The sequence below is a fragment of the Pseudohoeflea suaedae genome (assembly GCF_004354915.1).
GTDB lineage: Bacteria > Pseudomonadota > Alphaproteobacteria > Rhizobiales > Rhizobiaceae > Pseudohoeflea > Pseudohoeflea suaedae.
In genome coordinates, this window is the sequence record NZ_SMSI01000002.1 from 401,589 (window position 1) to 419,231 (window position 17,643).

The 17,643-nt window shown below is 62.2% G+C and carries 19 protein-coding genes and 1 tRNA gene; 12 read left to right on the forward strand and 8 right to left on the reverse strand.

What is annotated here, in order from left to right; translation table 11 throughout:
* Nucleotides 1–184: 184 nt before the first annotated feature.
* Nucleotides 185–259: transfer RNA gene (locus E2A64_RS11970), tRNA-Val, on the forward strand.
* Nucleotides 260–479: 220 nt separating this feature from the next.
* On the opposite strand, the gene E2A64_RS11975 is transcribed toward E2A64_RS11970, so the two are convergent.
* From E2A64_RS11975 to E2A64_RS11985, 3 genes are all read right to left on the reverse strand, one after another.
* Nucleotides 480–716: a hypothetical protein gene (locus tag E2A64_RS11975; RefSeq protein ID WP_133284712.1), complete on the reverse strand. Its 237-nt coding sequence runs from the start codon at nucleotides 714–716 to the stop codon at nucleotides 480–482.
* An 80-nt stretch (nucleotides 717–796) separates the two neighbouring features.
* Nucleotides 797–1,183, reverse strand: a complete 387-nt coding sequence (locus tag E2A64_RS11980; RefSeq protein WP_133284713.1) for a hypothetical protein — start codon at nucleotides 1,181–1,183, stop codon at nucleotides 797–799.
* Nucleotides 1,184–1,395: 212 nt separating this feature from the next.
* Complete coding sequence (locus E2A64_RS11985; protein ID WP_133284714.1) at nucleotides 1,396–2,070, reverse strand: HAD family hydrolase; 675 nt, start codon at nucleotides 2,068–2,070, stop codon at nucleotides 1,396–1,398.
* Between the two features lie 187 nt (nucleotides 2,071–2,257).
* Between E2A64_RS11985 and rpiA the strand changes: the two genes are divergently transcribed.
* The 5 genes from rpiA (at nucleotide 2,258) to E2A64_RS12010 (ending at nucleotide 6,335) form a co-directional block, all read left to right on the forward strand.
* Nucleotides 2,258–2,962 (forward strand): ribose-5-phosphate isomerase RpiA, encoded by a 705-nt coding sequence (rpiA, locus tag E2A64_RS11990; RefSeq protein WP_133284715.1) that lies wholly within the window; start codon nucleotides 2,258–2,260, stop codon nucleotides 2,960–2,962.
* A 21-nt stretch (nucleotides 2,963–2,983) separates the two neighbouring features.
* Entirely contained in the window at nucleotides 2,984–3,523 is a 540-nt protein-coding gene (locus tag E2A64_RS11995; protein ID WP_133284716.1) for a DUF2059 domain-containing protein, read from the forward strand.
* Between the two features lie 152 nt (nucleotides 3,524–3,675).
* Nucleotides 3,676–5,064 carry a glutathione-disulfide reductase gene (gor, locus tag E2A64_RS12000; protein ID WP_133284717.1) on the forward strand — a complete coding sequence of 463 codons (1,389 nt, stop codon included), beginning with the start codon at nucleotides 3,676–3,678 and terminating at the stop codon, nucleotides 5,062–5,064.
* Nucleotides 5,065–5,071: 7 nt separating this feature from the next.
* The gene (locus E2A64_RS12005) at nucleotides 5,072–5,740 is read left to right on the forward strand and encodes a hypothetical protein (RefSeq protein WP_133284718.1); all 669 of its coding nucleotides are present in this window, start codon (nucleotides 5,072–5,074) and stop codon (nucleotides 5,738–5,740) included.
* Entirely contained in the window at nucleotides 5,733–6,335 is a 603-nt protein-coding gene (locus E2A64_RS12010) for a gamma-glutamylcyclotransferase family protein (RefSeq protein ID WP_133284719.1), read from the forward strand. The genes E2A64_RS12005 and E2A64_RS12010 overlap by 8 nt, the downstream gene beginning before the upstream one ends.
* A gap of 36 nt (nucleotides 6,336–6,371) precedes the next feature.
* On the opposite strand, the gene E2A64_RS12015 is transcribed toward E2A64_RS12010, so the two are convergent.
* From E2A64_RS12015 to E2A64_RS12025, 3 genes are all read right to left on the reverse strand, one after another.
* Nucleotides 6,372–6,914: a hypothetical protein gene (locus E2A64_RS12015; RefSeq protein WP_158285757.1), complete on the reverse strand. Its 543-nt coding sequence runs from the start codon at nucleotides 6,912–6,914 to the stop codon at nucleotides 6,372–6,374.
* 205 nt (nucleotides 6,915–7,119) lie between these two features.
* Nucleotides 7,120–7,356, reverse strand: coding sequence for an acyl carrier protein (locus E2A64_RS12020; RefSeq protein ID WP_133284721.1), 237 nt, complete (start codon nucleotides 7,354–7,356; stop codon nucleotides 7,120–7,122).
* Nucleotides 7,349–8,398, reverse strand: a complete 1,050-nt coding sequence (locus E2A64_RS12025) for a cytochrome P450 family protein (RefSeq protein WP_133284722.1) — start codon at nucleotides 8,396–8,398, stop codon at nucleotides 7,349–7,351. Before E2A64_RS12025 ends, E2A64_RS12020 begins: the two co-directional genes overlap by 8 nt.
* 236 nt (nucleotides 8,399–8,634) lie before the next feature.
* Here E2A64_RS12025 and E2A64_RS12030 point away from each other — a divergent pair, with 236 nt between their 5' ends.
* Entirely contained in the window at nucleotides 8,635–10,011 is a 1,377-nt protein-coding gene (locus E2A64_RS12030) for a class II 3-deoxy-7-phosphoheptulonate synthase (RefSeq protein WP_133284723.1), read from the forward strand.
* Between the two features lie 72 nt (nucleotides 10,012–10,083).
* Here the strand turns inward: E2A64_RS12030 and E2A64_RS12035 are convergent, their stop codons facing one another.
* Nucleotides 10,084–10,605, reverse strand: coding sequence for a GNAT family N-acetyltransferase (locus E2A64_RS12035; RefSeq protein WP_133284724.1), 522 nt, complete (start codon nucleotides 10,603–10,605; stop codon nucleotides 10,084–10,086).
* Between the two features lie 117 nt (nucleotides 10,606–10,722).
* Here E2A64_RS12035 and E2A64_RS12040 point away from each other — a divergent pair, with 117 nt between their 5' ends.
* The 5 genes from E2A64_RS12040 (at nucleotide 10,723) to E2A64_RS12060 (ending at nucleotide 16,399) form a co-directional block, all read left to right on the forward strand.
* The gene (locus E2A64_RS12040; RefSeq protein WP_133284725.1) at nucleotides 10,723–11,148 is read left to right on the forward strand and encodes a GFA family protein; all 426 of its coding nucleotides are present in this window, start codon (nucleotides 10,723–10,725) and stop codon (nucleotides 11,146–11,148) included.
* 88 nt (nucleotides 11,149–11,236) lie between these two features.
* Nucleotides 11,237–12,088, forward strand: a complete 852-nt coding sequence (locus tag E2A64_RS12045; RefSeq protein ID WP_133284726.1) for a DODA-type extradiol aromatic ring-opening family dioxygenase — start codon at nucleotides 11,237–11,239, stop codon at nucleotides 12,086–12,088.
* Between the two features lie 77 nt (nucleotides 12,089–12,165).
* Nucleotides 12,166–13,851, forward strand: a complete 1,686-nt coding sequence (locus tag E2A64_RS12050; protein WP_174235787.1) for an NAD+ synthase — start codon at nucleotides 12,166–12,168, stop codon at nucleotides 13,849–13,851.
* Between the two features lie 15 nt (nucleotides 13,852–13,866).
* The gene (locus E2A64_RS12055; protein WP_133284727.1) at nucleotides 13,867–15,075 is read left to right on the forward strand and encodes an MFS transporter; all 1,209 of its coding nucleotides are present in this window, start codon (nucleotides 13,867–13,869) and stop codon (nucleotides 15,073–15,075) included.
* A 103-nt stretch (nucleotides 15,076–15,178) separates the two neighbouring features.
* Nucleotides 15,179–16,399, forward strand: coding sequence for an MFS transporter (locus E2A64_RS12060; protein WP_133284728.1), 1,221 nt, complete (start codon nucleotides 15,179–15,181; stop codon nucleotides 16,397–16,399).
* Here E2A64_RS12060 and E2A64_RS12065 read toward each other — a convergent pair.
* On the reverse strand, nucleotides 16,392–17,564 hold the full coding sequence (locus E2A64_RS12065; protein ID WP_133284729.1) for a DUF2865 domain-containing protein: 1,173 nt from the start codon (nucleotides 17,562–17,564) through the stop codon (nucleotides 16,392–16,394). The two genes, E2A64_RS12060 and E2A64_RS12065, sit on opposite strands and share 8 nt — an antisense overlap.
* Between the last annotated feature and the right edge of the window lie 79 nt (nucleotides 17,565–17,643).

Below are 17,643 nucleotides of genomic sequence, written 5' to 3' on the forward strand. Positions count from 1 at the left end.
GAACGACGCAAATGCCGCTCTCGGTCTGGATGCAGGGCGCGGACCGGGCCTGTGGCTTATGGCAGGTCCGTTCGGGCTCTTCCGCCTTTCCCCCGCGCGCATTTGCATGTTTCTGCAATGTTCTGCTTGCAACGGCAGGTCTGGTGAGGCATAAGCGCGCCGCAAGCCTTGAAAACAAGGACTTGGGCGCGTAGCTCAGCGGGAGAGCACTGCCTTCACACGGCAGGGGTCACAGGTTCAATCCCTGTCGCGCCCACCATTATTCCGAAGCAATATCAATGCCTGGGCGTTGATCGGCTGGTAACCCGATCGGCGCTGTTGGCGCGTTTGAGCGGTACGTGGCGAGAACGGGTGGAGAGAACCCGTGGCCTTTGTTCATGCTCCGTCGGCTGCGAAGAGGCGCACGCAACGCGATGGCCGCGTGCGCCGGTCAGGGCTGCCTCCGCGCGCGTTCAGGACGCGGAGACGGGGAATGACCCTCAGTTGTTTGCGGGGTCGGTCTCTGTCTCGTAGGCCAGTCTCGCGACTTTCCACAAGGCGATCAGTATCGGTATCGAGCTGCAGCCTGCGAAAACGACGGCTGCGGTCTCGCCGAAGCCGAAGTATCCGATGAGGGCCCAGATCGCCGCACCGGCGACCGCCACAAGCTGGCTTCCCACGAAAGCTGTCACGGCGAAGACGCCGAACAGGGTTTTGAAATTGATGACGCGTTTCAACGCGAACTCCACTGTGTTCCGCGGTCGAGCGTCGCCGCGGCTTGCCTGAAATGTGCACGGACGTGATGACGCCGTGACCTTCAGGCGGCCGGGCGCGTGTCCGTAGCTGTCTGGAAATGCAACCGGGACAGGGCGAGTGGAGGCGCCCTTGCGTGCCAGGTCGGTCGTGAAGCTGATGCCGGTAAGTCGGCTTCGGGAAACGGCGGAATGCAGTCGGCTATTGCCAGGAATGGCAAACACGGCGCAAGGAGCGCGCCGGTCGCGGATGCGCCGGAGGACGGGTCAGGGTTTTTCCGGGTCGAAACATTGGCCAGGACGAGCCGATCAGACGGCAGCCCGAGTTCGAGATGTTTCGCCGCACGAATAGACGGATTGCCGGCGATCTCGCCGATGCCATTACGGGATATCTCGTGCGCGCAGCAGGCGACCAGCAAGATGAGCAGGGCGCGCAGGAACACTGCGCCCACGGACATCGACTTGCGGTATATGGCTAGATTGCTGCAATCCATCGCACGGCTATAGCGGACATCGCCGAGACTGGCGAGATGGAAAACCAGCCGGCGGACGGAAACCCGGCAGGATCAGGCGGCGACAGGGCAGGCCTGCTGCTTCGCGTACCGCGCCGGACGCAGCGTCATGCGTCGTGCTTCCTCCGCTTCGATGCCATGTTCGCGGCGCCTCAGCGAGCCAGCAGGCCTTCGATCAGTTCCGGCGTCAGTTCCGCATAGTTCGCGATCACCCGGTCGGGTCCGAAGCTCTCGACGGGCTGGTCGGTATAGCCGAAGGGAACGGCGATGGAAGCTATGTTCGCGTCCTTCGCACCAAGGATGTCGCTCGACGAATCGCCGATCATGACCGCGCGGGCCGGATCGCCGCCTGCGCGCTCGATGGTCATGAGAAGGTGTTTTCCGTCCGGCTTGCGAACGGGGAATGTATCGCCGCCACAGATCGCCGCGAAGCGGTGGGTGAGGCTCAGCCCCTCCAGAAGCGTGCGGGCGAGATCCTCCCGCTTGTTCGTACACACGGCGAGCGTCATGCCCGCCCCGTCGAGACGGTCCATGGCCTCCGCCAGTCCCGGAAACAGGGCCGATTGACCCGGCATGTTGTCTGCGTAGTGCCGGACGAAGCGTTCCGTCATTGCCGCAAGCCGGTTTTCGTCCGCCATGGCCGCGTTATGTCGATAGCCGTGCATGATCATGGCGCGCGCGCCCTGGCCGAACTGGTGACCGACCTCATTCTCGGTCAACGTGCGGAGGCCTTCGCTTTCCAACACGAAATTCAGGCTCGCAAGCAGGTCGGGCGCGGTGGACAACAATGTGCCGTCGAGGTCGAACAGGATCGTGGGGGCGGTCATGCGGAGCGTTCCGGTAAAGGGGTGGCGGACTGGCAAGCGATAGTACGGCAAAGCGCTTAACAGGGCAGGCGGGGCTGCGCAAAGGGCAATGGTGCTGCACATCTCCTTAAAAAGCGCGGCGCCAAGGCTTTGCGGATCGTGCCGCAGCATGCTAACAGCGACCAAATTGTTCAACAGGCGGAGCGACATGGACGCCCGAAGTCTCAAGATTGCAGCGGCAAAAGTCGCACTTGATCAGGTTGAAAACGGCATGCGGCTGGGCATCGGCAGCGGCTCGACCGCGGAAGAATTCGTTCAGCTTCTGGGCGAGAAGGTCGCCGAGGGATTCGAAGTTCAGGGCGTGCCCACTTCCGAGCGCACGGCGCGGCTGTGTCTGGAACTCGGAGTGCCGCTTTTCTCGCTCGATGAACTGCCGCAGCTCGATCTGACCATCGACGGGGCCGACGAGGTCGATCCGAAGCTGAACCTGATCAAGGGCGGCGGCGGCGCCCACCTGCGCGAAAAGATCGTCGCGGCGGCCTCCGACCGGATGATCGTGATCGCCGACGAGAGCAAGCTCGTCGACGAACTCGGCGCATTCCCGCTGCCGATCGAGGTGATGCCGTTCGGCATGACTTCGACGCTCATCCACATCGAGGCCCTGGCAAGCGGGCTTGGGCTTGCGGGCGATATCGTCCAGCGCCAGCGGCAGCGTGACGAGCGCTCCGAGGCTTATGTCACTGATGGCGGTCATTTCATTCTGGACGCATCATTTGGCCGTATTCCCGATGCAGAAGCGCTGGCAAACGGTCTGGCGGCGATTCCGGGTGTGGTCGAGCACGGACTGTTTCTCAATATGGCAACCGCAGCCATCATCGCCTCACCGGCGGGCGTGCGGATGCTCAACGCCTAATTTGACGGGAGTGAATTCAATATGTCGATTATCATGCGCGTGAAGACGGGGTGCGCCGGACTGATGATCGCCGCGGTGATGACCGCAGGCGCTCCGGCCTTTGCCCAGGAGCCCTCCGAATCGCACCTTGCGGCCGCGCGTCAGGCAATTACCGCCCTGCACGCCACCGACGAGTTCGACGCAATCCTTCTCAACGCGGCACTGCAGCTGAAGGGCAGCCTGATTCAGGCCACCCCGGACATCCAGCCGGAGATCGATCAGACCGTGGACGAAGTGGCGATCTCGCTTGCCAGCCGTCGCGGCGATCTCGAGAAGGAAGCGGCAGCGATCTACGCCAAGACCTTCACCGAGGAAGAGCTGACCTCGATCGCCGATTTCTACAAGTCCGGCGCGGGTCTCAAGCTTCTGGAAAACGGCCCGCTCGTGACCCGCGAACTGCTCAAGGCCGCTGAAATCTGGTCGAACGGCATTCAGCGCGACATGGCTCAGCAGGTGGCCACGAAACTCCACGAACAGCTCGGCGATCGTCCGAAACTCGAAATGGAGCCGAAGCCCGAATAAGGCGCTTCAGCCTCACATCACCGTTTCTTGAGAAGCCCCGGACCAGCTCCGGGGCTTTTTATTCGCGGGTCGTGCCTATATTGACGGTCCTTGAGTGAAAGGCGGGCGCCAGGCAGTCCGCCTCGGGACGAAACGGCGAAAGGACCCCATCCATGGCTTCATACGACTACGATCTCTTTGTTATCGGGGGTGGTTCGGGCGGCGTGCGTGCCGGGCGCGTGGCCGCAAGCCTCGGCAAGAAGGTCGCCATCGCCGAAGAATATCGTTATGGCGGCACCTGCGTCATCCGCGGCTGCGTACCCAAGAAGCTGTTCGTCTACGCCTCGCAATTTCCCGAGCATTTTCACGATGCGGCCGGTTTCGGCTGGAGCGTCGGCGAGAGTTCCTTCGATTGGCCGACGCTGATCGCCAACAAGGACAAGGAAATCGACAGGCTCGAGGGGCTCTATCGCAAGGGGCTCGGCAATGCCGGCGCGGAGGTGTTCGACAGCCGCGCCGAACTCGTCGGTCCGCATGAAATCCTGCTGAAGGCCAGCGGCAGGACCGTGACCGCCGAACGTATCGTGATCGCCGTCGGCGGGCGGCCCAATCCGCACGCGTCGCTGCCCGGTCACGAGTTGTGCATCAGCTCCAACGAGGCCTTTCATCTCGAAAAACTGCCCAAGGCGATCGTGATTGCTGGCGGGGGCTATATCGCGGTCGAATTCGCCAACATCTTCCACGGGCTCGGCGTTCAGACCACGCTCGTCTATCGCGGCAAGGAAATCCTGTCGCGCTTCGATGGCGACATGCGCCGCGGGCTGCACAAGGCGATGGAAGAGAAGGGCATCCGCATCATCTGCCAGAGCGTCTTCAGCAAGATCGAGAAGACCGGCGACGATCGCCTCAAGGCCACCCTCAACGATGGCGAAGAACTGATCGCGGATCAGGTGATGCTGGCACTCGGCCGCATGCCCAATACGGAGAATCTGGGGCTGGAGAAGGCGGGCGTGACCGTCGGCCAGAATGGCGAGATCCCGGTGGACGCCTATTCGTGCACCAACGTTGCGCACATCCATGCGCTCGGCGACGTGACCGATCGCGTGCAACTCACCCCGGTCGCCATCCACGAGGCCATGTGCTTCGTGGAGACGGTCTACAAGGACAATCCGACATCGCCGGATCACGATCTCATTGCGACGGCAGTCTTCTCGCAGCCCGAGATCGGCACCGTCGGCATCTCCGAGGAGGATGCGGCCAAGCGATATGATGCCGTCGAGATCTACCGTGCCGAGTTCCGGCCGATGAAGGCGACCTTGTCCGGCAGTAGCGGGAAGATGATCATGAAGATCGTCGTCAACGGTTCGGACCGGAAGGTGCTCGGCGTTCATGTTCTCGGCCACGATGCCGGCGAACTCGTGCAGGTGCTCGCCATCGCGCTGAAGGCCGGTTGCACCAAGGATGATTTCGACCGCACCATGGCCGTTCACCCGACTGCTTCGGAGGAACTCGTGACGATGTACCAGCCGACCTATCGCTACAAGAACGGCGAAAAGGCCTGATCGTCCGATGGTGATCGATCGTCCGGCGTTCTTCCGGCATCTCGAGGAGAACGGCGAGGGGCTTTTCGCCGACGGCGTGACGGAGGCCCAGAAGCGGGGGCTCTCGTGCAAGCTCGACGTCTGGGACGCGTTCTACGCCGCCGGTCATCCCTGGGTGTTTCTCGCAGCCGCGCTCGGCCAGATGCACTGGGAGACGGGCGGCCGGCTGGAGCCGGTGCTGGAGGCTTTCGCGGAGAACCGTAGGCAATCGGCCGAAAAGCTGCAGGCCGCCTATGATGCCGGACGGCTGGCCTGGGTGAAGACGCCATACTGGCTGCCCGACGAGAGCGGCCAGATTGCGGTCGGTGGCGGCGATATCCAGCTCACGCACCGGCGCAACTACGTCTTCGCAGAGCAACGTCTCGCCGAGCGCTTCGGCAGAAGCTTCGGGCTGGATGCCGATTACGACCGCATTCTCGATCCCGCGATCTCCGCGCATGTAGCCTTTGCCGGCATGATCGAGGGCTGGTTCCGGCCCTGCAAGCTCGGCGACTTCCTGCGCGAGGACGGAACGCTCGATTACCGGGCGGCGCGCGACATCGTCAATGGCGACACGGGACGTATCGGCGACCGGATCGAGGCCCATTGCAAGACCTATGAAGCCGCCATCCTGGCGAGCCTGAGAGAAAATGACTGATACCGAAACGCCCACGGAGACGCTGATCGGCTATTTCGGCTATGGTTCGCTCGTCAACCGAGCCACGCTGCGCACCGAGATCGTGGACGCCTATCCGGCGCGGCTTTCGGGCTATCGCCGGGTGTGGCGGCCGCGACCGGCCGATGCCCCGAAATTCGGCGGAATCGGGCCGGCGGTTCTGACCGCCGAGCGGTGCGAGGGTGCCGCGATCGACGGCATGCTGGTGATCGACCGGCTCGAAAACCTTCCGGCGGTCGATGAGCGGGAAAACCTCTATCGCCGCAACACGATCACTTCTGCCGATCTTGTCTTCGCAGCAGCCTCGCCGAAACCCGACTGTCCGCTCTTTGTCTACGAACGGGACTACGAACCCGAGGCGGGCGGTGCTGTCTCTCCGATCCTCAGGAGCTATCTCGACGCCGTCATGCAGGGGTTTCTGCGTGTGTTCGGGGAGGAGGGGCTGGCGCGGTTCGTTCGGGAAACGGAAAGTTTCGACCTGCCGATCCACGAGGATCGCGACGATCCGGTCTATCCGCGTTCGGTTCTTCTGGCGGAGGGGGAGGCGGAGCTGCTTGCGCGGATACTGGGGCGCTGAGGGCGTGGCTGTCCATCCTGAGGGGCAGCGGGCGCTTCAATCCCGCGGCATGGCGTAGAGCTTGCGGTCCTGAAACCTGATGAATTCCGCCACCATCGTCTCGGGCGGCATGTTGTCGAAAGGGCCCGCCAAGGTCGCCTCGACGGTCGCATCGGATCGGAAGGCGAATTTCGCGAAATAGACGGGCAATTCGGAACGAGCGGCAACCGCGAAGGGTTGAAACTTGACGCCGTCCCTCACGCTGTTGCTGGAATGGTAATCATCCACAAGCGCGCAATAGATATCGCACTCCCTGTCCTTCATGAACTTGGCAAATGTCAGCGGCGTTACCTCGACCAGACGGATGTTATCCAGATGGCTGACCCCCGACCACCAATGGACCTCCTGTCCATGGGCGAGCGAAATGGCGACCGACATGATCTTGCGATGCGGGGACAAAAGAGACGAGGTGAAGCTGAAACCGGTGTGGATGGAGAACACCATGACTTTGCCTGAACGGCCGCAAAGCTCATGGAGAACTTCGGGATTGGTAATCTCCGGCGGGCCGCCATAGGGCATCGCGAGGGGATCTTTCGCCACCCTCGCGATGCGTTGGGCTGCATAGCCCTCAAAAGTGTTGCGTAAATGGTTGTTGGTGACGCGGGGAAACAGGCGTTGAGCGAGCCTGTTTCTGCGGAGACGAGTCACTGTTCGGCTGCACGCGTTACGTTCACTCTGAACGAGGCGGCGCAGGATGAAGCTTGTCTTGACCCAGCTGCTCAGAATGTTGGTCGCGAGCGACCGCTCATTTGACGTCGGCAATGTATTTCGCAACCTGCCCCAGTGTTTCACACTTCTCGAATGCGACCACATCGAGTTCGATGTCGAATTTCTCTTCAAGCCTCAGTAGCAGTTCCAACAAATCTATGCTGTCGAGTCCGAGTTCCTTGATCTTCGTGCTCATGCCGATGTCCTCGGCCGACGTGGCGAGATAGCTGCGGACGGCTTCGAACAGTTCCGCGGCGACATTCGTCTCATGCATGGATTTCAACCTCAAGCTTGTCCAGGAAATTAAATACGTAGTCGCCTTGCCGTTCCGAGGTTTGGAGAACGCGGAACTTCTTCTCGATGCGACTCATTTCGTCGCCCAGGATGGCCCATATCTGTCGGCTGACCGCCATTCCGGAGCAGCGATGGGGACCTGCGGCGAAAAACAGGTCGCTATACCCCTGGGTGCCGTCCGACAGACCACCGGTTTCGATAAATAGGCGCAACTGGTCGCCAGGCCTGATGGTGTGGCCCTGCAGTTCTCTTTCTTCCCGGCAGACTTTTTCTATCAACGGCAAGCCGGTTACCGGCATGTCGATCTTCCAATTCATCTGCGAACTCATCGTGCCGGAATTGGGCGAGAGAATATGAAGCAGCGATTGGGCGAGGGTGGCTAGCAGCGAGTTAGAGCCGACCACATTGAGGGCCGCCACCGAATATTTATCTTCTTCAGTCATCTCGTCCGGCAATTTCTCGACGATCGTGCGGATGATCTCGTTGGCGTGTTTGCGCTTGCGAGGCGACACGCGGTCGTCGAATATGTGGGCGGTGACTTCGATGGCGAGCAGGTCCGGGTCGAACGGGTCCGGATAGCCGGAGAGGCGCAGGAGGGTCGCGCGCATGGTCGGCCGGATAACGTCCTGCACAAAGCAGAAGCAGCCCTTGGCGAGCGCCGCGGACAGGTTCTTCCTGAGCTGGTCCTGGAACAATTCGCAGGCGGGGCGCGTGTTGGCGGCAATGATCCGCGTCATCCGGTTTCTGAGCGCCTTGTGCTTTTCGCCTTCCCAGGCAAGCGGCAGGTAATCACGCATCTTCATCGATGCAGCCAGGTCGATGTTGAGCCTGTCCATGATCACTTCAACGCTATAGTCGGGAACCGAAAAGCCACGGTCGCTCATGATCTGGCGGATGAGTCCGGGCTCGGTGACGAACCATCTCCTTGCCTGATCCGACCACCAGATCGGCGGAAGCTGCGCATATGTAGATGCTCGAGCAGGTTCCTTCTGTAGAAGGAAGTGATCTGCTATCTCTTGCATGGTTTGCCCTTCACTACTTTTGCGAGTAGTCGTTGAGCATGGTTCATCTAATTTAGTCAACTCTTAATTTTCTTGCAAATCCTGCAGTCGGAAGAGGGATGTTTCTGGTGGGGGCGGCAATCCATGCCGAGGCTTTCTTTCAGCGCTCAATACCGCTATAAGCCGCCGCCATAAGCGGTCCCACGAACTATATAACATGCGCCCCTCGGCCGGGCGCTGCGTAACAGGTGAGAACTATGGCAAAGAACTGGACACCGTCAAGCTGGCGCGATCTTCCCATCCAGCAGGTTCCGGACTATCCGGATGCTGATGCACTGGTCGCCACCGAGGCCCGGCTTAAGAAATTCCCGCCGCTGGTTTTTGCAGGTGAAGCACGTCGTCTGCAGACCGCGCTCGGTCGCGTGGCCGACGGGCAGGGCTTCCTGCTTCAGGGCGGTGACTGCGCGGAGAGCTTCGCCGAGCACGAAGCCGACAATATCCGCGATTTCTTCCGCGTGTTCCTGCAGATGGCCGTTGTCCTGACCTTCGGCGGTCAGCAGCCGGTCGTCAAGGTCGGCCGTATCGCCGGTCAGTTCGCCAAGCCGCGCTCCTCGAACATCGAAAAGATGGGCGATGTCGAGCTTCCGAGCTACCGTGGCGACATCATCAACGGTATCGATTTCGACGAGAAGTCGCGCATTCCGGATCCGGAGCGCCAGATCATGGCCTACCGGCAGTCGGCGGCGACGCTGAACCTGCTGCGCGCCTTCGCGCAGGGCGGTTACGCCAATCTCGACAATGCCCACCAGTGGATGCTGGGCTTCATCAAGGACAGTCCGCAGGCCGAACGCTACCAGGCGCTCGCCGACCGGATTTCCGAAACCATGGAGTTCATGAAGGCCATCGGGATCACGCCGGACAGCAATCCGAGCCTGCGGGAAACCGATTTCTTCACCAGCCACGAGGCGCTGCTGCTCGGCTACGAGGAAGCGCTGACCCGCACGGATTCGACCTCCGGCGATTATTACGCGACCTCCGGCCACATGATCTGGATCGGCGACCGTACCCGTCAGCCGGACCATGCCCATGTGGAATTCTGCCGCGGCATCAAGAACCCGGTCGGGCTCAAGTGCGGCCCCTCGCTCGATCCGGAAGAACTGATCCGCCTGATCGACATTCTCAATCCGGCCAACGAAGCCGGCCGGCTGACGCTGATTGCGCGTTTCGGCCACGAGAAGGTTGCCGATCATCTGCCCAAGCTGATCCGCGCCGTCGAGCGCGAGGGCAAGAAGGTGGTCTGGTCCTGCGATCCGATGCATGGCAACACGATCTCGCTCAACGGCTACAAGACCCGCCCCTTCGAACGCGTTCTGTCGGAGGTCGAAAGCTTCTTCCAGATCCATCGTGCGGAAGGCACCCATCCGGGCGGCATCCACATCGAGATGACCGGCAAGGACGTGACCGAGTGCACCGGCGGCGCCCGCGCGATCTCGGCGGACGATCTGTCGGACCGTTACCACACCCATTGCGATCCGCGTCTGAACGCCACCCAGGCCGTCGAGCTGGCCTTCCTCGTCGCGGAACTGCTCAAGGGCGGACGGACGAGCGAAAAGCGGGTTGCGGTCAACAGCTGACCGTTCCGATATCAGCATGAAAAAGGCCGGGAGCGATCCCGGCCTTTTTTCGTGTGTGATGACAGCTTTCGGTCAGTCCGCGCCGAGGGCTGCGAGGCTGGCGAAATTGCCGCCCATGGCCATGCGCATCTCGTCGCGCTCGAGCGGAAGAACCCCGATCCTGTCGTAAAACTTTTGTGCGCCGAGGTTCTTGATGTCGACCGCGAGCTTGAGGTGATTGCAGCCGAGTGCTTCGCCTTCATGCGCAACCCGCGCCAGAAGCTTCTCGCCCAGTTTCATGCCGCGGTAGTCGGGCATGACGAAAAGGTCCTGCACATAGATCCCGCGCGCACCGAACCAGGTGGAATAGGTCGGGAAATGCAGGCACATGCCGGCGAAGACGCCGTCCACCTCAGCAATCATGACGGAGAAGGCGGGATTGTCCCCGAACCCGTCGCGGAGAATGGCCGCACGGTCGATCTCCACCACCTCGCTTTCGCCGACATGATGGGCGAGGCCGAGCAGGGCCTTCAATATGTCTTCGGCATCGGAGCTGGTGGCATGGCGCAGGTTGAGGTGTGGCAATTGAAAATCCTTCCGGATCGGATGATCCATGAACCAGTTTCCTTGATCCTGCGGTTCAGAAGAATGCGACGTCGAGGGTCGGATTGATGCTGTCGCCAAAGACGGAACTGGACGATGATGGCCTGACTTACGGAGGCTTTGATTTCAATGCAAGACGAAGAGATTCATGCGGGACACTGCCTGTGCGGCGCGGTCACCTTTCGGACACGCGGCCGCCTGCGCGAAGTGGTCGCCTGCCACTGTTCCCAGTGCCGCCGCCAGAGCGGTCTCTACTATGCCGCGACGAGCATTGCCAACGACCGGCTGGTGGTCGAGGGCGGCGAGGCGATCACCTGGTACCGGGCCAGCCCGTCGGCCGAGCGCGGATTCTGCAAACATTGCGGCTCGGCCCTGTTCTGGCGTCATGACGGCGAAGCAGACACATCGATCATGGCGGGTGCATTCGACCAGCCGAGCGGGCTGAAGATCGCCTATCACATCTTCTGCGCCGACAAGGGCGACTTCTACGAGATCGATGACGGGTTGCCGCAATCGCCGCAGGGGCGGGCGGGTCTGAAGACGGCAGGTGATTGATGGGCATTCAGTGAACGCTGTGTTGCGATTTTCCACTCTCGTTGAACAGTCGGGATGCGACTAGATTGGCGACAAAGGAGATCGGGCCATGTCTGATACACAATTCCACAACGCCTCGTCCAAGCAGGCGGATGAAACCACCACCATGCCGACGCTGTTCGTCTCGCACGGGTCGCCTGAAACAGCGGTTGCCGATACCGAGGCGGCTGCGTTTCTGCGGTCTGCGGCAGCCGGCTTGCCGCGCCCCCGCGCAATCGTCGTCGTCAGCGCGCATTTCGAAGTCTCCGGCGGCGTCGCCGTGACGGGCGATGCGACACCTGAGACGGTCCATGATTTCGGCGGTTTCCAGCCCGAACTCTATGAGAAGCGCTATCCCGCACCCGGTGACCCGGCGCTTGCCCAGGAGATTGCCCGAAATCTCGTCTCTGCGGGATTCCACTCCCAGGCGATTGCCAATCACGGGTTCGATCATGGCGTCTGGGTGCCGCTGATCCTGATGTATCCGGATGCGGACATCCCCGTTGTCGCGGTATCCGTCGATCCGCGCCAGAGTGCCGACCATCACTACAGGCTCGGCCAGGCGCTGGCAGATCTGACGCATCGCGGCATCCTCGTCATCGGATCGGGTTCGTTCACTCACAATCTGCGCGAGGCCTTCGTCAATCTGCGTCAGGGCATGCGCGACATCGTCGTCCCCGACTGGGTGTCGAGTTTCACCGGCTGGATGTCGGACAGGCTCGAAGCCAATGATGTCGACGCGCTTCTCGACTATCGCGCCCAGGCGCCGAACGCCGAACGCAACCATCCGACCGACGAGCACCTGATGCCGCTCTATTCCGCGCTGGGTGCCGCCGGCCCGTCGGCACAGGCCACGCGGCTGCATGCCAGCGACGAATACGGCGTTCTCAACATGGCGATGTGGCGCTTCGACGCCGCATGACGCCATCGGGCGAGGTGACGGCTGATATCCCCGATCGGTGGATTTTCATTCCTTCGGACATGGTTTAAGCACAGGCCATGACGACGAAAGCCGATACCCCGCCCGACATGCTCCGCATCGCGGTTGCCCAGCTCAATCCGACTGTCGGCGACATCGCCGGCAATATGGCGAAGATCCGCGAGGGCAGGGCCGATGCCGCCCGTCACGGCGCGGATATCGTTCTCTTCACCGAATTGATGATCTCGGGCTATCCGCCCGAGGATCTGGTGGTCCGCCCCGCCTTTCTGGAAGCCTGCCGAAGGGCGGTCGAGGAACTGGCAGCGGAGAGCGCCGATGGCGGGCCGGCCATGATCGTCGGCTATCCGCGCACGGAAGACGGCAAGCGCTACAATTCGGTCGCGGTCATCGACGGCGGCAGGATCATCGGCGTGCGCGACAAGGTCGACCTGCCGAATTACGGGGAGTTCGACGAAAAGCGCGTCTTCGACGCCGGTGAGATGCCCGGTCCGGTGAATGTGCGCGGGGTGCGCCTGGGCATTCCCGTCTGCGAGGACATCTGGGGCGATTTCGGTGTGTGCGAAACGCTGGCCGAAAGCGGCGCGGAAATTCTCCTGGTGCCCAACGGATCGCCCTATTACCGCGGCAAGGTGGAGGTGCGCCACCAGGTGGTGCTCCGGCAGGTCATCGAGAGCGGCTTGCCGATGATCTATGCCAACATGCTCGGCGGACAGGACGAACTGGTCTTCGACGGTGCGAGCTTTGCGCTGAATGCCGACCATTCGCTGGCTTTCCAGATGAGCCAGTTCGAGGAGGCCGTCACCGTCAGCGACTGGAAGCGGGGTCCCGACGGCTGGGCCTGCGCCAGCGGCGTGATGTCGGTGATCCCCGACGATCGCGAGGCCGATTACCGGGCCTGCATGCTGGGTCTGCGCGACTATGTGAACAAGAACGGTTTCCGCAACGTGGTGCTGGGCCTCTCCGGCGGCATCGATTCCGCGATCTGCGCGGCGCTGGCGGTCGACGCGCTCGGCGAGGAGCGCCTGCGCGCCGTCATGCTGCCCTATCGCTACACGTCGGAGGATTCGCTCAAGGACGCAGCCGACTGCGCCAGGGCGCTCGGTTGCCGCTATGACATCGTGCCCATCGAGGAGCCGGTCGTCGGCTTCACCAATGCGCTTTCCGAGCTTTTCGACGGCACCGACGAAGGGATCACCGAGGAGAACCTCCAGAGCCGCACCCGCGGCACCATCCTGATGGCGATCTCCAACAAGTTCGGCTCGATGGTGGTGACCACCGGCAACAAGTCGGAAATGTCGGTCGGTTATGCCACGCTCTACGGCGACATGAACGGCGGCTTCAACCCGATCAAGGACCTTTACAAGATGCAGGTCTATGATCTGGCGCGCTGGCGCAACGACCATGTGCCGCCCGGGGCGCTCGGTCCGTCCGGCGAGGTTATCCCCGTCAACATCATCGACAAGGCGCCGTCCGCCGAATTGCGCCCCGACCAGACCGACCAGGATTCGCTGCCGGAATATCCCGTGCTCGACGACATTCTCGAATGTCTCGTCGAGAAGGAGATGGGCGTCGAGGACATCGTGGCGCGCGGCCATGACGTGGTGACCGTCCATCGTATCGAGCATCTGCTCTACATTGCCGAATACAAGCGCCGCCAGTCCGCGCCGGGCGTGAAGATCACCCGCAAGAATTTCGGCCGCGACCGGAGATATCCGATCACCAACCGGTTCCGGGATCGGGGCTAAGACATTGTCAGGTCCATGCGTTTCCTGAGTTTCCTTCACGACAATGCGCGCTGGCTGACCGGCGGCTTCCTGCTGACGCTGTTTTCGAGTTACGGACAGACGTTCTACATCGCGCTTTCGAGCGGCGGCATCCGCGAGGAACTGGGGCTCAGCCACGGCGATTTCGGCTGGATCTACATGCTGGCCACCCTTCTGAGCGCCGCGATGATACCCTTTACCGGACGCCTTGCGGACACGATGCGGATCGAGCGCTACGCGATCTTCGTCATCGTGGGGCTGGCGCTGTCCATGCTGCTTCTCGCCCATGCGCATCATGTCGCCGTGCTCTTTGTCGCGCTCGCCGCCTTGCGGATGTTCGGGCAGGGTCTGATGGGGCACACGGCGATGACGGCGATGGGGCGATGGTTCACGCTCACCCGCGGCAAGGCCGTCTCGACCGCAGCGCTCGGCCACCAGCTCGGCGAGAGCGTGATGCCGATTTCCTTCGTGGCGCTGGCGGCCGCTTACGGCTGGCGCGACGGCTGGAGCCTGAATGCCGGCTTTCTTCTTCTGTGCGTGCTGCCGGCGGTCCATGTGCTGATGCGGGTGCCGCGCGAGCCGCATCCGTCGGAGAAGGAAAAGCTGATCGAAGGACGCCAGTGGACACGCGGCGAGCTGATCCGCGATCCGCTGTTCTGGCCACTGATTTTCGTTCTCCTCGCGCCACCGGTCATCGGTACGGTGATCTTCTTCCATCAGGTCTATCTGGCAGAACTGCGCGGCTGGGCGCTCGGGCAGTTCGCGGGCTCGACGCCGGTCCTCTCGGTTGCGGCGATCGCGATGACCTTCGTGTCGGGGCAACTGATCGACAAATATCATTCCGCCGTTCTTCTCCCGGCCATGCTGGTCTTTACCGCGATCGCCAATCTTGCCCTGGCATTGGTTCCCGGCGCCTGGGCCATTGTCATCTTCATGGCCTTCATGGGCGGCGCCTTCGGGATCTATGCGACAGTCTTCGGCGCGATCTGGCCGGAGCTTTACGGCACCAGGCATCTGGCGGCGATCAAGTCGATGGTGACGTCCATCATGGTGTTTTCGACCGCCGTGGGGCCGGGGCTGAGCGGCTGGCTGATCGATCTCGGCGTGGCCTACCCGGTGATGATCGCAGCCATGGCAAGCTATGCACTTCTCGCGGCCATTGCCGCGATCTTCATCGCGCGTGTGGCGGGCTTGCGTCTGGCCTGAAGGGCGCCGCCGAGATTGCGTCTTCCGGCAAAGTGTGGTGAAGGTCCGGGAAGGCGAGACGCCGCGCGGTCGCTTGCCTCCCTCCATTTGCGGACCCTTCCGAATGTCCATAGTCAATTTCCTGCGTGAAAACGCCCGCTGGATCGTCGGCGGCTTCCTGCTGACCTTTTTCTCGTCCTTCGGCCAGACCTTCTTCATCTCCCTGTCGGCCGGCGATATCCGCGCGGAGAACGGGTTGAGCCATGGACAGTTCGGCGGGCTCTACATGATCGCGACGCTGGCCAGCGCGCTGACATTGCCGCAGCTCGGCAAGGTGGTCGATCGGGTTCCCATCGCCATTGTTGCCGCTTTCACCATACCTGCGCTGATGGCGGCTGCCGTCTCGATGTCGTTCGCCAACAACGTGATCTGGCTCTGCGTGACCATCTATGCGCTGCGTCTTTTCGGTCAGGGGATGATGACGCACATCGCGATGACGGCGATGGGACGATGGTTTTCGGCGCAGCGGGGCAGGGCGGTGTCGCTGGCGACGCTGGGGCACAATGTCGGCGAGGCGGTGTTTCCGTCCGCGTTCATCTTCGCGGCCTATGCGCTGGGCTGGCGCGGCACCTGGCTTGCCGCGGCGGTCGTTCTGGCGCTCGTCGCCCTTCCGGCGATCTTCCTGCTGATGCGCGTGGAGCGGACCCCACGTGCCTCGGACGGGCCCGAGCGGCGGACTGCATTGCGCGACTGGACGCGCGGCGAGGTGTTGCGCGATCCGGTCTTCTGGCTCTGCCTGTCGGGTGTGCTGGCGCCAGGCTTCATCGGCACCACCGTGTTCTTCCACCAGGTCTATCTGAGCGAATTGCGGGGCTGGGCGCCGGAGGTCTTTGCGAGTTCCTTCATCGTCATGTCGTCAATGACGATCATCTTCGCGCTGATTGCAGGCCAGCTGATCGACCGGTTCTCGGCGGTCCGGATCCTGCCGTCCTTCCTGTTGCCGCTGGCAGCGTCCTGCATTGTGCTGGCCACGACCCAGTCACCTTGGGGCGCCTATATCTTCATGGCGCTGATGGGGATTTCCTACGGCTTTTCGTCTACGCTCTTCGGCGCTCTCTGGCCGGAACTCTACGGCGCGAAACATCTCGGTTCCATCCGCGCGGTTATCGTTGCGATGATGGTTCTGGCGACCGCCATGGGGCCGGGGTTGACCGGGTGGCTCATCGATATCGGCGTATCCTATCCGGCGCAGATCGCGGCAATGGGGGCCTACTGCATCCTTTCGGCAGTCGTCATGACGATCGTCAGCCGCAAGGCGGCGGGCCGCAACGAGCCCGCTATCTGAAGAAATCCTCGATACGGTCCGTGTTCGCGGTGAAGTCGAGCTTCTTTTCGCTTCCCGGCAGGAAGACAGGGCCGACAACGCGGATGTTGCCTTTTCCGTCCCGGCTGCCGCGCGTTCCGTCGGCTGCGACCGCGGAGATGGAGTCCGGTGCCTGATCGCCGCTTGCATCGGCAAGCGCCTCGGGATCTTCATTCGGATCGGGACGCGGCGTCGGCCAAGCCGTATAGGCCGGCTGGGCGCCGCCTGATGAACCGGGGCCGACGTTCCTGTTATAAAGCGCTTCGCGGCGCTGCATTTCCTTGTAGTAGGCGGCCATGTTGCAGGTGCAACGCTTGTTCCATCCCGGATTGGCGGTGTTCTTGTAGCGGAAGGCGTTCGGCATCTCGGTGTAGCGCCGGCGGCTGGCGACGGAGACCATGTCCTCGCTTTCACCGTAGATCGAGTGGTAGAAGAGCTCGGTGGGTGTTCCCGGGCACATCATCTGGCAGGTTCGCTGGTCGCGGTCGAAATCCGCGGAACTCGCCGAGGAGGAGATCGGGAAGAAATAGCCGTCGCAGCTGCGCACGCAGACGGTACGCAGATTGCCGGCGCGGCTCGCCTTGCGCTCCACTACGATCTGGCCGTTGGCGCCACCGGACTGATCCAGAATGGTGATGTTGGTCGACCCCTCCGGAATGATCACGGGCTGGATGCTGTTCGTGGAGGTGGCTGTCGGCTCGGCGGAAACCGAGATGATCGAGTGATCGGGCTTTTCGAGACAGCCGTTGGTTTGCAGCGCGCCCTCGATCCTGCGGCGCTCTGCCGGGGCGGATTTTGCATCCCGATAGCCGTCACGCTTGTTTTCGAGCGTGTGCAGGTTGTCCTGCATCCTGGCTTCGGACGATTTGAGCTTTTCGCAGATCTCGCCCCGCTGGCCGCCAAATATGATGATGCTGTCGGAGCAGCCGTAGCGCTTCAGGTCGCCACGGAGCTGCTTCATCTGGGCTTCCTGCTTCTTCACCGCCGCCGCATAGCGGCTGTAATTCGCGCTCAAGTCCGAGCCTTGCGGCAAGCTCGCGAGCTGTGCGGAAAGCTGATCGCAAAGGGGCGTTGCCTTCGCGCCCGACGTTACGACAGGAGCGGCCACGAGGCCTGTCATCAGAATGGCAACCGAGCGCCAACGCATCACATACTCCACCCGAGACGGCCGCAACCCTGCGCGTCCGTCACGCAACCTTGCACGCAGAACGGGTGTATTTTAGCGC

Bases quoted from the DNA above. Each gene is read 5' to 3' on its own strand.
- E2A64_RS11985 (WP_133284714.1), bottom strand. From the start codon at position 2,070: ATGACCGCCCCCACGATCCTGTTCGACCTCGACGGCACATTGTTGTCC.
- rpiA (WP_133284715.1), top strand. From the start codon at position 2,258: ATGGACGCCCGAAGTCTCAAGATTGCAGCGGCAAAAGTCGCACTTGAT.
- E2A64_RS11995 (WP_133284716.1), top strand. From the start codon at position 2,984: ATGTCGATTATCATGCGCGTGAAGACGGGGTGCGCCGGACTGATGATC.
- gor (WP_133284717.1), top strand. From the start codon at position 3,676: ATGGCTTCATACGACTACGATCTCTTTGTTATCGGGGGTGGTTCGGGC.
- E2A64_RS12005 (WP_133284718.1), top strand. From the start codon at position 5,072: ATGGTGATCGATCGTCCGGCGTTCTTCCGGCATCTCGAGGAGAACGGC.
- E2A64_RS12010 (WP_133284719.1), top strand. From the start codon at position 5,733: ATGACTGATACCGAAACGCCCACGGAGACGCTGATCGGCTATTTCGGC.
- E2A64_RS12020 (WP_133284721.1), bottom strand. From the start codon at position 7,356: ATGCATGAGACGAATGTCGCCGCGGAACTGTTCGAAGCCGTCCGCAGC.
- E2A64_RS12025 (WP_133284722.1), bottom strand. From the start codon at position 8,398: ATGCAAGAGATAGCAGATCACTTCCTTCTACAGAAGGAACCTGCTCGA.
- E2A64_RS12030 (WP_133284723.1), top strand. From the start codon at position 8,635: ATGGCAAAGAACTGGACACCGTCAAGCTGGCGCGATCTTCCCATCCAG.
- E2A64_RS12035 (WP_133284724.1), bottom strand. From the start codon at position 10,605: ATGGATCATCCGATCCGGAAGGATTTTCAATTGCCACACCTCAACCTG.
- E2A64_RS12040 (WP_133284725.1), top strand. From the start codon at position 10,723: ATGCAAGACGAAGAGATTCATGCGGGACACTGCCTGTGCGGCGCGGTC.
- E2A64_RS12045 (WP_133284726.1), top strand. From the start codon at position 11,237: ATGTCTGATACACAATTCCACAACGCCTCGTCCAAGCAGGCGGATGAA.
- E2A64_RS12050 (WP_174235787.1), top strand. From the start codon at position 12,166: ATGACGACGAAAGCCGATACCCCGCCCGACATGCTCCGCATCGCGGTT.
- E2A64_RS12055 (WP_133284727.1), top strand. From the start codon at position 13,867: ATGCGTTTCCTGAGTTTCCTTCACGACAATGCGCGCTGGCTGACCGGC.
- E2A64_RS12060 (WP_133284728.1), top strand. From the start codon at position 15,179: ATGTCCATAGTCAATTTCCTGCGTGAAAACGCCCGCTGGATCGTCGGC.
- E2A64_RS12065 (WP_133284729.1), bottom strand. From the start codon at position 17,564: ATGCGTTGGCGCTCGGTTGCCATTCTGATGACAGGCCTCGTGGCCGCT.